Source organism: Roseovarius sp. AK1035 (assembly GCF_003288315.1).
Lineage (GTDB): Bacteria > Pseudomonadota > Alphaproteobacteria > Rhodobacterales > Rhodobacteraceae > Roseovarius > Roseovarius mucosus_A.
The window spans coordinates 1,847,250-1,860,690 of sequence record NZ_CP030099.1 but is presented as its reverse complement, the minus strand read 5'-3'; the positions used below and the strand labels follow the sequence as shown (position 1 = coordinate 1,860,690).

Genomic DNA, 13,441 nt, shown 5'->3' with positions numbered 1-13,441 from the left:
ACCGAGGTTAGTTTGATCTCCAGGTTTTGCTGTGTGTTTAAAGGCTCGAAGATGAGCCTAAAGATGTTGAGGCACATCCAAATGCTTTAGCAGACTAAGATGTCAGCTGAAGGTTTAGAAAACCGAGAAGAGAACACGATGAACAATCAGGAAGAGCCGACGCTGTCCATTCTAGTGGTCGATGACCACAAGCTAGTGTCAGAAGCAGTCGCAAACTTCTTATCAAGCTCAAGCGATTTCAACGTCGCCTTGTGCAACTCTTTCCAAGAGGCAGAAAGTTTTATCAAAGAAAATGGGCCTATTGACGTCGTGCTACTTGATCTCGTCATGCCAGACATGAAGGGCATGGATAGCATTGCGTCGATTATAAAGCTTAATGAGCCGGGAGCCGTCGTTCTTTTCTCCGGAACCGCTAATCCCCATGATCTTAACGCGGCGTTAGAGCTTGGGTGTATGGGCTTGATCCCCAAAAGCCTACCGCTCAAATCTCTCGAAAGCGCCATACGCCTCGTGTCCACTGGCGAGGTTTTTGTTCGCGCGTCTCAGAATGAGCCTAGTGCCAAAGGAAGCACGGAGTCATTCACGGAACGTGATTTGCTGGTGCTAAGTAAAATCGCAGAGGGCAAAACGAACAAGGAAATAGCCTGGATGATCCAAGTGTCAGAGGTTAGCGTTAAATCCTATGTTCGGAAAATCTGCATGATATTGGGTGCAACCAATCGGGCAAGCGCCGCCGTCAGAGCAAAACAACTCGGTATAATCTGAGGTCATTCTAGTCTCCTGCTTCTACGGCTTAGGCGTAGGGGGGTTCTGGGCGCTCATCCGGAGCATGGTCTCATTGGGCGATGCAATCAGAGGAGCGCAGCCGCCCCCCGCCGTGCGGTGCCCGAAGGCCAGTGATCCCAGCAGCGCCAGACAGGTTTACGGCCAGATCAGTATCAATATACGCCTCCTGCGGCAGCATCAGGGCGGTCGCTACAGTGAAGGCCTTGGCGGGCTTGCGGGTGTTATGGCTTTGGCGTCATCAGAAACGACAAAGCCCGCGCGAGGTGCACGGGCAGGGTCGGACACGATGCATGCGCGGCATTCTTCGAACGCGGCCAGTCGACGACACCCGTTGACGCCCTCATGACACGGAAACTGTCAGTTTACTCATCTGCCCCGCGAAATCGCGCCCAATGCCGATATCAGAGCGTCCGCGTCCATGGGCCCAACATCGAGATGCGTCACCATACGTATGCGTCTATTCCCGACAACGGTCACTGTCACGTTCTTTTCCCGCAATAGCCGCGATGTTTCACGGGCATCCGGCGCCTGTGGGTCAAGATCGGCGATCACGATGTTCGTCTCGACCGGCATCACGCTGGCAATTATCGGAAGATCCGCAAGGCGCGCGGCAATGGATTGCGCGAGCAAATGATCCTCTGCCAAGCGTTCGACATGGTGATCAAGCGCGTAAAGACACATGGCGGTCAAGACACCAGTCTGGCGCATGGCACCGCCCCAACGCCGTTTCAGGAGCCACGCCTCTTCCACAAAGCCCCTTGAGCCTGCGAGCACTGCCCCGACCGGACAACCGAGCCCTTTGGTGAAGGCGATCCACGCGCTGTCAAATCCGCGCGCAAAATCGCGTGCGGGAATGCCGGTTGCGACCTGAGCATTCAAAAGCCGTGCCCCATCGAGATGTGTCGCAAGCCCCGCCGCTTTCGCGGCCGAGGCCACGGTATTCAACTGGTCCAGCGGCCAAATCGCACCGCCCGCAAGGTTTGCGGTCTGCTCGGCAACCAAAAGGCGGCTGCGTGGGGCATGGGCGGAGCGTGGGCGGATGGCGTCGCTCAGCTGTTCTTGCGTCAACATTCCGCGCTTGCCATCAATCGGATGCATCATGACGCCCGAAAGCGCGGCTGGCCCCCCACTTTCAGCAAAGATGATATGGCTCTCACGGGTGCAAATCACCTCGTCACCGGGGCTGGTATGCACCGCGATCGCGATCTCGTTGCACATCGTACCCGAAGGCAGAAAAACTGCCGCTTCCATACCAAGCATGTCAGCGACCCGCGCGCATAGCTCCAACGTTGATGGATCTGCATCGTGCCGTTCGTCGCCCAACGGGGTATCAAGGGCGGCTTCCCGCATGGCACGCGTTGGCCGGGATTGTGTGTCGGAATAGAAATCGTGCATTGAGCCCGCCATTTCGGTGAAGAGATTTTGACGGTACATAGCGTTTTACTGCACCGTGTCGACGGGAATGCACAACAGCTTGGGGGCGCGACAGAAAAGGCCGGTCCATCTGGACCGGCCTTTCCCTGCATTCATGTGGCGGTGATCAGTCGGCGCCGCGGATCACCTTGTTAGGATCAACAAACCGTTTTTGCACCAGCCAGACACCGATGGCCACGCTCAGGCCGATGGCGTCAGTGAACCACCCTTGGGCGATCATCGACAGCGCAGCGATCAGCAGGACGGCGCGCAGCGGCATCGAAAGCAGACCAAAGAACCAACCCTGCACCGCCGAGGACAGCAGGTAGATCCCGAACAAGGCCGAGATGACGACATGGATAATCTCGAACCAGCTGCCCTCCATGAGCAATGCGGGCGACGAGAAGAACATGAACGGCACCACAAAGGCGGCAAGCCCGATGCGGAAGCTTTCCACGCTGGTTTTCATCGGATCAGACTGTGCAATCGCGGCCCCGGCATAGGCGGCAAGGGCCACGGGCGGGGTGATCGCGGACATGACCGCATAGTAGAAGATGAAGAAATGCGCGGTCAGGGGCGGGATGCCCAGTTGCACCAGACCCGGCCCGATCACGCTCGCCGCCACCGCATAGGCCGCAGTGGTCGGCATGCCCATCCCGAGAATAATCGACACGATCATGGCAAAGAATAGCGCGATTGCTTGGTTCTGGTCGGCCAGCCCCAGCAGCATCGAAGAAAAGCGCGTGCCGATCCCCGTCAAGGCGATCACACCCACTATCACCCCTGCTGCGGCACAGACAGCCACGAGTTGCAGCGTCATCTTGGCTGCGATCTCGAAGGCAAAGAGGATCTGGCGCGGGCCCATCGGATAGGGGGTTAGCCAGCTCACCACTGCGGCCGAGGCCATCCCCAAGGTTCCTGCACGGATCACGGAATAGCCCATGAACAGCGCCCCGATCAGGATGAAGATCGGCAGGAACAAAAAGGCTTGGCGGGCCAGCTTGTCAAAGCGCGGCAGCTCCGAGCGGGGCAAGCCCTTCATCCCGAACTTTTGCGCCGCTAGATCGACGTTAAAGTAGATCGAGGCGAAGTAGAGCATCGCCGGGATGATGGCTGCGGTCACGATCTCTGCATAGGGGATGCCCGTGATTTCGGACATGATAAAGGCCCCTGCGCCCATGATCGGCGGCAGAATCTGCCCACCCGAAGAGGCGGCAGCCTCGACGCTGGCGGCGGTTTGCGGCTTGTAGCCGACCCGCTTCATCAGGGGGATCGTCAGCGAGCCGGTGGCCACCACGTTGCCCGCCGAGGTTCCATTGATCATCCCCATCAGACCCGAAGAGAAGACTGCCACCTTGGCCGGACCACCGCGCGCACCACCAGCCACGGCAAAGGCGAAGTTCACGAAATACTCGCCCACGCGGCTGGCTTGAAGAAAGGCGGCGAAGGCCACGAAGAGGATGATATAGGTCGAGGAAATCGCAGTTGTTGGCCCTAGGATACCCTGATCTGTATACACATAGCTGAAGAAACGGGTCATCGAATAACCGCGATGCTCCAGAATACCCGGCAGCCATGGCCCGACAAAGGCATAGAGCACGAAGATCGACGCGATGATGACAAGGGCTAGGCCTGCCAGACGCCGCGCCAGTTCAAGGATCAGCACAGTCCCCGCAAGGGCTGCATACATGTCGGCCGATTTTGCCAGCGCCGTGCCGCCGCGCAGACGCAAGAAGGGGGCGTGATAGATCAGATACATCGCCACCGTGATGGCGGCCAGTGCCAGAAACAAATCAGCGATATCAAAGGTTGCGCGTCGGCGGTCGGGCCAGAACCAACCCACCACAATCAGCCAGAACGTGCCAACAACCAAGGGCAGGCCAAAAGTCATGGAATAGGCATTGGCGGCGGCCGCCTGATCGACGGCCATGCCGGTGGTCCAGAACAGCGCGGCCTGACCAAAGGCCAGCGCAACAAGGGCGGCACCCGGCAACACAGCCAGAAGGCGGCGCGGGTCTGCGGTGCCGCTCCGTTCCTCCGAGAACAGGGTCGACGAAAACAGCAGGAAGCCAAGCGCAAGCCCGCCACCGACATGGATCAGACGATATCGCCAAGGCTCTGTCAGGTCGACCGAACCGATGCCAAGCAAGTCTGTTAATCGGTCATGCAGGCCGTTCATCACACCCACATGGAACAGGGTATAGGCGATACAGAGAATCACCGCGATCTTTGCAGCAAGACCGACGGGCTTGCGTTGATTGGATGTGTAGATTTCCGCATCCACCCCATCGGCAATGCTGGCTTGGTTCTGAGCAGCCGTGTCCTGCTGCGCCTTTTCTGTTTGCGTCGTCATGAAAAATTGCCTCTGGCAAGAGGTCCAACCCATAGCGGGGGCCCGGACGAAAATTGGCGGCCCTTGCGGGCCGCCGCCCGTTCTAAAACTGTCGGCTTAGCGCAGGGTGTCGGGAATGGTGATCCCGATCTCCTCGAAATAGCGTACAGCACCGGGGTGGAAGGGCATGAAGGTGTTCTTGTCCCAGTTCTCGCTCAGCGTTTCTTTTGCTGCGGCGTGAATCTGGATCATGCGGTCAGAATTGCCCATGGCGAGCTTGGTGATCTCATAGGCCAGGCTTTCGGGCATGTCTTGATGCGCGATGGCAAAGTTCCACAGGGCGACGGTGGGCTGGTCATAATCATGACCGGCATAGGTGCCCGCCGGGATCGTCAGGGGGGCCATCGCCGGATAGGCGGCCAGAACCTTGGGCAGTTCTTCCTCGCTCAGGCCGAACATCACCACATCCTGGCTCGCGGCCAGTTCGGCAAAAGCCGAAATCGGCATGCCTGCGGCAAAGGCGAAGGCGTCGATCAGACCATCCTGCAACTGGCCTGCGGCGTCAGATGCGCCAGCGTTGGATATAGTCGCTTCCACGTCGAGGGCTTGCATGAACAACGGCCAATAGGTGCCGGGTGTGCCGCCTGCCGGACCAACCGACACGCGCTTGCCTGCCAGATCGGAGACCGAGTTGATCCCCGAGGATTTCAGCGCGATAACCTGAAACGGGGTCTGATACATCGGGAAAAGCGCGCGGATCGACTTATGCTCCAGACCGGGGGCCAATTCCGATTTGCCGTTCCATGCATCATAGGCGGGGCCCATAGTCACCAGACCCATCAGGTGGTCGCCGGTTTCCACCAGTGTCACGTTCTGCACCGGGCCGCCGGTCACTTCGCCTGTTGCAGCAACGCCGAGCGTTTCAGCGATATAGCTGGCAAAGCCGTTGCCATAGACGAAGTAGGTGCCGCCTTGGCTGGCGGTGCCGATGGTCATGCTATTGGGCCAATCGGAACGATCCTGTGCGCCTGCTGCTGCACCGAATGCGATGGTTGCCGCGGCCGTCAGGGCCGCGAGAGTACGTAATGGCATGTGACTCCTCCCAGAGTTCAACAAGGTGATCGTTGTCTTGCTTTTGCACCGCCGCCGTTGCTTCATGGCGGGGTTAGCAGCAATAAAGCGGTTTTCCGAAAGTCATCAACCTATTTCAAAGGAGGCCGCGCAGATAACGGGCCTCAAATTGGCGTGATGGGTGTAAAAGGGGACATTGGACCAAAAAAGCGTTACGAAATCCGCCTATCCGTCCTGATCCCGCCCCTCGGCATCCAGAATGAAGGCTGTTTTGTCGATTCCAAGTTTCTGGATTTTTTCGTAAAGCGACTTCCGACTAAGCCCAAGAGCCTCGTAGACGGGTTTGAGGGAGCCACCATTGGCTGCCAGTACCGCCTCGATCTCGCGCCGTTCGAAGGCTGCGACGCGGTCGGCAAGGCGCTGCGGCGCGGGTGTTTTCTCGTCATCGGTTTGCAGGCCCAAACCCAGCGCGAAGCGATCGGCTGCGTTGCGCAGCTCGCGCACGTTACCGGGCCATTCGCGGGCGGCAATGTTGGCCAAAAGGGCGGGCGGAACCTCTGGTACGGTATCAACCCTGTGACGGGCCGCAGCTTCTGCCAAGAGACGCAGGAATAACAGCGCGATATCCTCGCGCCGGTCGGCCAAGGGGGGCACGTCCAGCGTCACGACATTCAGACGATAGAGAAGGTCGGCGCGAAAACGGCCCGCATCAACTTCGCCGATCAGGGGCACGCGTGCCGTGGCGATGATACGGATATCGAGCGTATACGCCTCGTTCGAGCCAAGGCGGGTGACGACGCGATCCTCGACCACGCGCAGCAGTTTGCCCTGAAGTGGGGGCGGCAAGGCGGCAATGTCGTCAAGCAGCACGGTTCCGCCCGATGCGTGTTCAAACTTGCCCGTCCGGGCCCGCATCGCCCCGGCAAAGGCACCCTGTTCATGGCCGAACAATTCGCTTTCAATCAGGGGGGCCGGGATCGCTGCGCAGTCGATGACGACAAAAGGCCGCCGCGCCCGTGGCGACAGATCATGCAGCGCGCGCGCGACCACTTCCTTGCCCGCCCCGGTTTCACCCACGATTAGCACATCGGTTTCGGCGGGGCCAATGGTGCGGATGCGGCGGCGCAGGTCGATCATCGCGTTCGAGCGCCCGATCAGCCGCTGCTCCAGATCATCGGCCTGCCCTACCGCCGCGCGCAACACCCGGTTTTCCAGCACCAAGCGGCGGAAGCTGAGGGCACGGGCAACCAGTTCGGTCATCTGACTTGCGGAAAAAGGTTTCTCGATGAAGTCATGCGCCCCTTCGCGCATCGCGCGCACAGCGAGTTGCACATCGCCATGCCCGGTCATCAGGATCACCGGAATCTCGCGGTCGATCTCGTGGATGCGGCTCATCAGTGTCAGCCCGTCCATGCCGGGCATGCGGATGTCGCTTAGCACCACGCCGGGAAAGCCAAAGCTGATGAAATCCAGCGCGCGTTCTGCCGAGGACAGATCCTGAACCGCAGCGCCCGCAATTTCCAGCGCCTGCACGGTCGAGGCCCGCAGGTCTGCATCATCGTCGACGATAAGCACGCGCGGGATGAAAACGGGAAGGCTCATTCTGCAGCAAGGTCCTGTTTGGGGGCCGACATCAACCGCACCTCAAAGGCCGCGCCGCCAAGTGTGCCGGGCACCAAGGCAATGGCGCCGTCAAAATCCTTGATGATGTTGTAGGTGATGGACAGACCCAGCCCAAGGCCATTGCCCACGCCCTTGGTCGAGAAGAAAGGATCAAAGATACGCAGCGCGATATCGGGCGGCACGCCTGTGCCACTGTCTTCGACCCGCAGAACGACGGCTTCGGCCTCGTCGCGGGCGGTCAGCAGAATGCGCCGCTCGGCGCGGTCGGCGACCGCGTCGGCGGCATTGGTCAACAGATTGACCAGCACCTGTTGCAGCCGCACCGGCCCCGCCCGCACCAATGACAGGCCGGGCGCAATGTCCACGCTCAGCGTGGCCCCGACCTGACGCAGCCGCGGACCTGCGATTTCCTGCGCCGCCTCGATCGCTTCGGTGACGTCGACCGCGCCCAATTGCTGCCCCGGCCTGCGGCCAAAAGTATGCAGCCGTCGGGCGATGGCGCTGATGCGGTCCGCCATGTCCAGAATACGCTCCAGCGCGGTCTGCGTCTCGGCTTTGCGATCACGGGTCAACAGCGCCACGGCGTTTTCGGCATAGTTGCGCAGCGCGCCCAAAGGTTGGTTCACCTCATGGCCAAGGGCTGCAGACATCTGGCCCAACGCCGCCAGCTTGGCCGCCTGCACCAGATCATCCTGCGCGCGGCGCAGATTGACCTCGACCAGACGTCTTTCGGCAACCTCGGCCCCAAGGGCCTCGTTCACATCAGCCAGTTCGCGGGTGCGTTCGGCAACCCGCGCCTCAAGCTGAACCTTGGCCGTCGCCTGCATCACCAGCAGGTCGCGCAATCGCGCGCGGCGTTGCCGCACGACCGCAACCATCATCCCGATCAGCGCCAGCGCCAGAACCGCACCCGCCGTGAAGGTCAGGGCCTGGGCCCTTGCAGGCGCGGTGTTTTGCATGACGGTCAGTGTCCAATCCGCCTCGGGCATCGCGGCAGAGGCCAGAAGATACTCGCCCTGCCCCTGCGCGCCGGGCAGAGTGGACAGGGATATTTCCCATAGGACATGGCCCTGTGCGGTGGTCTGCGCGCGCAGCGGGATGTCGAAGAGGGGTGAATCTGCATAGCGGCGCGTGGTTTCAAGCAGATCCTGCCCCTCAGAGGTCAGGGGCCGTGTCATGCCAAAACGCCAGGCCGGGTTGCTGGACAAAAAGACGACACCTTTGGGATCGGTCACAATCACATGGTAATCCGCGCCAGACCACGCGGCCTCGACACTTTCCACGTCGATCTTGAGGGCGACCACCCCCAGCAATGTGTCACCATTGCGAACAGGCGCGCCAAAGTAATAGCCCCGCTTGCGCGACGTTGTTCCCAGCGCATAAAAACTGCCAGCGCCAGAGGCCACGGCATCGCTGAAATAGGGGCGGAATGCGAAATTGCCGCCAACAAAGCTGCGCGGCAAATCAAAGTTGCTGGCGGCGCGTGTCAGGCCGGTGGTATCCATGAAATAGATGTCCGATGCGCCCAGAACGCCGGTTACATCGCGTAAGAAACGATTGGCGGCGTCGACCCGCGCCGGATCATCGGGGGCTTCGGCCAGATCAAGAATGGGCTGTTGCCGGGCCAGCAATGGCGGCAACCTCTCGAACCGCTCCAGATACCCATCCAGCGCTGTCGTCGCAAGCTGTAGCGTTCCCTCGGCGCGCCCTGCGGCCTCGTTCAGAAAGACGCGGGTGGCCTGTGCATGCACCAAGGCACCTCCGCCCCACAGAACGATCAGGCCAAGCACAAGCCAGACCAGAAAACCCGAATGCCGCCGCATCTGTGCGGCCTGAGCGATACCTTGCACCATACAGAGATATGTATCACCACGTCCGGCCATGCGGCAATCCGTCCTGTCACCTGGAGGATCTTAGGCCTTGCGCGCCCTCTGAGGGCCGGGCGACCGTCTTAAGCAGGAAAGCATGACCGTGTGAGAGCGGAGTGTTGACCGCCACAGCGCCTTGGCCCCGGTACGCCGCCGCCAAGATTGCCACAGCACAATCTGTCCGTCATAGGCCCGCGCCAACTGCCAGTGCCGGGTCAGTTCAAGCCCGCTGACCGGTAGCGCGTGTTCGGCTGGTGTACCACCGGCTTGGAAGAGCGTTTGAAGGGCACCTTCGCCCAACTCAAAACGACGGTTTGGAGAGAGAAAGAGGGCCAGCGCAATCACGTGATGCCAAACAACGTCACACCCGTCGACGTCGACTTTGTCCGCGAGAAATCCATCCTGCATGAGAGGGAAAATTTCAAAACCCAGACCATCCGCCAACGCCGCTTGGAACATCAAATACAAGCCGCATAATCAATCACACAAACGGACCTGAACCTCACATGCTCAAACCCGTCTGATGTCCCATTTCATTTGGCGACGGACATTTTCCTCAATAGTTGGTGCCCTGCCAAAATCATCAGCAATGTCAAAGACACCAACTTCGCCTATTTGGCCATGCCGTAAGATTGGCGGGTCGCCTAAAAGTGGCCATTTGCATAAGCCGCTGAAACATCATCTAAAACTGGGTGCCTAATCAATCTGCACAGCGCGCTGACCCGATCGAAAAGGCAGTGCTGACTGGGATCATTTTATCCAAGTATCCGCAACCTTGATTTGAAATCACAATAAGCGGTTGTGTTATTGTCAAAGACTCTGCACGCTGTTTCACAAATTAAATTGACAGATGTTGGAGGTCTTTATGGCGATCACGAGCAATGTTCTTGACGGTGGTATTGCGTTCAACGAGTGGCATTCGATTTCATTCACGACGGATTACAACGGCGATGGTCAAGCGAATGGCGGGGTCGAGGCCTATGTCGAGTTAGTGAACACCAGCGCGTCCTCGATCGACATCAGTGGGTATCAATATTTCCATATCAATAACGGGCTTGTGTCTCAGTTGGCCCACACCGTGCCGGGAGGAACCACCCTCGCAGCCGGAGAGACCTACACGATAGTCTCCAACAACGGCAGCCTCACTGCGACCATGCCGTCGAACATCACTGGCCAAGGCGCAGTTGCCGACATCGCAATGAACCAGAGCGCCGATGTCAATTTGTTCCTGGCAAACCCCGAGGGCGATTTCATCGTCTTGCAAGAGAACGGTGGGAATGCATTTCTGGGCGACGACATCATCGCTGCAGGATTAAATCCAGCCAATCAGGTTGGCATTGACGTCGTCACAGCCGCAGGCGCGGATCAAAGCATTGCGCGCGTGACGGATGGTGAAGATACCTTTGAGACCCAAACGCCGAGCCCCGGAGAGCCGAATTGCTTTTTTGCAGGCTCTCGGATCGCGACACCGTCAGGCATGAAGGCAATAGAAGAGCTCGCCGTCGGTGATCAGATCATGACGGCCTCCGGTCGTATTGTTCCAATTGTCTGGTTGGCCAGACAGACCTTGTCCACGAAATTTGGCCGTCCCGATGCCCTGCCAGTTCGGATCATGGCGGGCGCACTTGGCGAAGGGTTGCCCATCGCAGACTTAACTTTGACGGCTGATCATGCTGTGGTGATCGACGGCGTGTTGGTGAATGCAGGCGTTCTGGTCAATGGAACGACTATCGTCACCGTTCCCCTAACCGAGTTAGAGAATAGCTATACCGTTTATCACATTGAGATTGACGAACACGATGTCATTCTCGCGGAGGGTCTTCCGACAGAGAGCTTCGTTGACTACACTGGACGAGATGCGTTTGACAACCACGCAGAGTACCTCGCCATGTACGGCGGCGACAGGCTGATACGGGAAATGGCGTTGCCGCGCATTACGGCACGCCGCCTAATGCCACCGTCATTGCGTGCCCTTCTGGGTATCAACCACGTCACAGCCGATAGTCCTGAAACCTCTCGTCTGAATACGCGCTGCGCGGCTTGAACGCCTGTGGCGCTCAGGCCATACGCGGCAGCGACATGATGCTTCGATAGTGTCTACTATTCGGTGATGACCTATTGTTCACACGCCGGGATCACGCAAGAAGCCGTCCGGAGGGGCGGCTCTTAAACCGATGATCAAGAGTTAGTCGCCGCTTGAATGGCTTTAATCACCGAGCCTTCTTGAACACGGATAACTCGGGTTTACTGCTGCCCCAGTTTACAGCGCAGGAAATTGTCCAACAGGCGCGAGACATCATTGTCGAAGCCGTTCCATGGCAAGCTGCCGCAAAAGGTGATCGACCCGACCGAAAAGACCGATCCACCTTTTGGCAGGTCGAAATAGATCAGATCTGCGTGTTTGGCGTCTTCCTCGGACCCACCGGTCAGGTTGGTCAGGTGGGTAAGCTGCTCTTCGGGGACCAGCATGAAGGCCTGATTGTCGCCTGCGGAGCGTGCCAGCAAAACGTGGTCCAGCGGCGAGCCGATGCGATGGTCGACATGGTCAAGCTCAAACCCCGCCGCGCCATTGCCACTGAACCCGTAATCGCCAAAGAGATCCTCGGTCACCCCCTCGAAGAGCCAGTCAAACTTCGGATCAAAGCACATCCGCTGATAAGGTGCGCCGTAAAACTCGCCTTGCGCGGCAAAGCCGATCCCGACGAGGGCCTGCGGTGCCCGCCCACTGCGCCGCCAAAGACCGCCATAGGTGCCATCGAAGGCGTTGTAATACTCGCCCGGTTCCGCGGCCCATGCGCGGATACCGTCCTCGGCCCGGCGGATTTCGAGAAGGCTGTCATTCTCTGTATGCCGCGCGATGCGCCAGTAGAATCCGTTGCCCCCCAGATAGAGCAGATTGCCGCCGGAATCGCGGTAATCACGCAGCGCGTCCAGCGTCTCGGCAGTGTGGTATTCGGGGTGGGTGGTGGTGGTAACGGCCTTGTACCCCGCCAGAACCTCAGCCCCTTCGGCATGCAACTCGTGATCTGTAACGATATCATACTCTAGGCCCTTGGCATGCAGCCAGCTGATCAGGTGGCTGTCGGCCGCGAAATGCCGCAGTCCAGAGCATCCCGTCGCGCCGAAGGTCAGAAATCCGGGCCGCAGATTGAAGAGCGGCCGCCGATGCGAGGCGTGGCAAATGCCCGACCCGTCGGAATGGGTGTTGTAGGTCGACAGGCCATACTCGCGATATTCCGCCGGATTATGCGGATAGGCACCCCAGTCGCGCATACGGCTCTGCCATGCCGGGTCGTAATCGGGCCGGGCATGGTTGCCGTAGACCACATAGGTGAAGGTCGGGATCAACACGCAGAGATCGGCGCGCCGTATGCCCTTAGGTGGACAGATATAGAACGGTAAGGCGTCGCTGCCATGATCGCCCTCGATATACATGATATAGACGCCCGAGGGCATGCCCTCAGGGACGGTCAGGGTGAAATCGGTCTGCCAGCCGAAATCATAGATATCGTCCTCGTGGAAATGGATCGCACCGTAATGTTCGGGCTTGTGCCGCCAGCACATCTCGGAGGCGTCCCATTGCGAGCCGGTCATCGCACGGGTGGGAAAGTTGACTAGCGACAAGGCCGGTCCGGTCAGCGCGGGCACGCGGGCAGACGGAATCGCCGTGGCCAGATCCCAGACCGCGATCAGCCCGTCTGGGCCTGTGATGGTCGGGCCCTCGATCTTGCCGTTGAAAAAAGTCGTCGCCCGGGTATCAGCCCAACCTGCGGCAAGAACGACAGGGGCCGTGATCGCGGCGCGCGGCAGCGCACCGCTTGCCTCATGCGTCTCGCAGCTGTGATGCCCCAGAACTGTCTGGACAAGTGTGGCACGCCCCTCCGTCAGCCGTACCTCGAGCTGCGCCCAGCGATGCGTCGGCAGCGGCACCGGTGACGTGACCCGTGCCGCACCCGCCGCTACGAAAACGCAGCCCTCTGCATTGAGCCCCATTGTCAGTGGACCGCAGGACAGAACCGCCTGATCGCCTCCATTGAGGTGCGTGGGTTGGATCGTGGCGGACAGAGTGACGTTGCCCTGAGCGGGCAGCGTGATGGCCGCGTCGCTCAGGCCGTAGGAGCCGGGAAAGAACGGCTGATGCCGGGCGGGCAGGTCGCGCGGTGCGAACCACGCGCTGGCATCCTCTTCGGTGATGCCCATGCCATCTGGGTTCGGATCGGCGCAGGTCGACCGGGCCAGCCATGCGCGATAGCGGCCACCACTGGTCGACGAGACCTTGAAGGCGATCTCTTCGCCCGGCCGCGCCGAGAGACGGTCGGTATAGCCGGTTAGGGGGACTTCATTCATG

At 59.7% G+C, this 13,441-nt stretch carries 9 protein-coding genes; 3 read left to right on the top strand and 6 right to left on the bottom strand.

Translation table 11 applies throughout. The features are described 5' to 3' along the window. Window positions 1–99 precede the first annotated feature (99 nt). Window positions 100–765 carry a response regulator transcription factor gene (locus tag RAK1035_RS08840; protein WP_008281735.1) on the top strand — a complete coding sequence of 222 codons (666 nt, stop codon included), beginning with the start codon at window positions 100–102 and terminating at the stop codon, window positions 763–765. A 387-nt stretch (window positions 766–1,152) separates the two neighbouring features. On the opposite strand, the gene RAK1035_RS08835 is transcribed toward RAK1035_RS08840, so the two are convergent. The 5 genes from RAK1035_RS08835 to RAK1035_RS08815 form a co-directional block, all read right to left on the bottom strand. After that, the gene (locus RAK1035_RS08835) at window positions 1,153–2,181 is read right to left on the bottom strand and encodes a threonine aldolase family protein (RefSeq protein ID WP_037298055.1); all 1,029 of its coding nucleotides are present in this window, start codon (window positions 2,179–2,181) and stop codon (window positions 1,153–1,155) included. A gap of 145 nt (window positions 2,182–2,326) precedes the next feature. Continuing rightward, the gene (locus tag RAK1035_RS08830) at window positions 2,327–4,552 is read right to left on the bottom strand and encodes a TRAP transporter permease (protein ID WP_050775770.1); all 2,226 of its coding nucleotides are present in this window, start codon (window positions 4,550–4,552) and stop codon (window positions 2,327–2,329) included. Window positions 4,553–4,648: 96 nt separating this feature from the next. Beyond that, a complete protein-coding gene (locus RAK1035_RS08825) occupies window positions 4,649–5,623 on the bottom strand; it encodes a TAXI family TRAP transporter solute-binding subunit (RefSeq protein ID WP_037298052.1) in 975 nt (324 codons plus the stop codon). 204 nt (window positions 5,624–5,827) lie between these two features. Further along, on the bottom strand, window positions 5,828–7,204 hold the full coding sequence (locus tag RAK1035_RS08820; protein ID WP_008281731.1) for a sigma-54-dependent transcriptional regulator: 1,377 nt from the start codon (window positions 7,202–7,204) through the stop codon (window positions 5,828–5,830). Next, window positions 7,201–9,108 (bottom strand): sensor histidine kinase, encoded by a 1,908-nt coding sequence (locus tag RAK1035_RS08815; RefSeq protein WP_050775769.1) that lies wholly within the window; start codon window positions 9,106–9,108, stop codon window positions 7,201–7,203. The genes RAK1035_RS08820 and RAK1035_RS08815 overlap by 4 nt, the downstream gene beginning before the upstream one ends. Before the next feature lie 252 nt (window positions 9,109–9,360). Between RAK1035_RS08815 and RAK1035_RS20175 the strand changes: the two genes are divergently transcribed. Together RAK1035_RS20175 and RAK1035_RS08805 are read left to right on the top strand one after the other, a co-directional pair. Next, window positions 9,361–9,570, top strand: coding sequence for a hypothetical protein (locus RAK1035_RS20175; protein WP_157132412.1), 210 nt, complete (start codon window positions 9,361–9,363; stop codon window positions 9,568–9,570). Between the two features lie 388 nt (window positions 9,571–9,958). Continuing rightward, complete coding sequence (locus tag RAK1035_RS08805; RefSeq protein ID WP_162655206.1) at window positions 9,959–11,137, top strand: Hint domain-containing protein; 1,179 nt, start codon at window positions 9,959–9,961, stop codon at window positions 11,135–11,137. Window positions 11,138–11,337: 200 nt separating this feature from the next. Here RAK1035_RS08805 and RAK1035_RS08800 read toward each other — a convergent pair whose 3' ends face one another. After that, a complete protein-coding gene (locus tag RAK1035_RS08800; protein WP_008281727.1) occupies window positions 11,338–13,440 on the bottom strand; it encodes a N,N-dimethylformamidase beta subunit family domain-containing protein in 2,103 nt (700 codons plus the stop codon). Window position 13,441 lies beyond the last annotated feature (1 nt).

What these genes read in the sequence shown, in the direction of transcription:
- RAK1035_RS08815 (WP_050775769.1), bottom strand. Translation starts at nt 9,108, where the DNA reads ATGGCCGGACGTGGTGATACATATCTCTGTATGGTGCAAGGTATCGCT.
- RAK1035_RS08840 (WP_008281735.1), top strand. Translation starts at nt 100, where the DNA reads ATGTCAGCTGAAGGTTTAGAAAACCGAGAAGAGAACACGATGAACAAT.
- RAK1035_RS08805 (WP_162655206.1), top strand. Translation starts at nt 9,959, where the DNA reads ATGGCGATCACGAGCAATGTTCTTGACGGTGGTATTGCGTTCAACGAG.
- RAK1035_RS08800 (WP_008281727.1), bottom strand. Translation starts at nt 13,440, where the DNA reads ATGAATGAAGTCCCCCTAACCGGCTATACCGACCGTCTCTCGGCGCGG.
- RAK1035_RS08830 (WP_050775770.1), bottom strand. Translation starts at nt 4,552, where the DNA reads ATGACGACGCAAACAGAAAAGGCGCAGCAGGACACGGCTGCTCAGAAC.
- RAK1035_RS08825 (WP_037298052.1), bottom strand. Translation starts at nt 5,623, where the DNA reads ATGCCATTACGTACTCTCGCGGCCCTGACGGCCGCGGCAACCATCGCA.
- RAK1035_RS08835 (WP_037298055.1), bottom strand. Translation starts at nt 2,181, where the DNA reads ATGCACGATTTCTATTCCGACACACAATCCCGGCCAACGCGTGCCATG.
- RAK1035_RS08820 (WP_008281731.1), bottom strand. Translation starts at nt 7,204, where the DNA reads ATGAGCCTTCCCGTTTTCATCCCGCGCGTGCTTATCGTCGACGATGAT.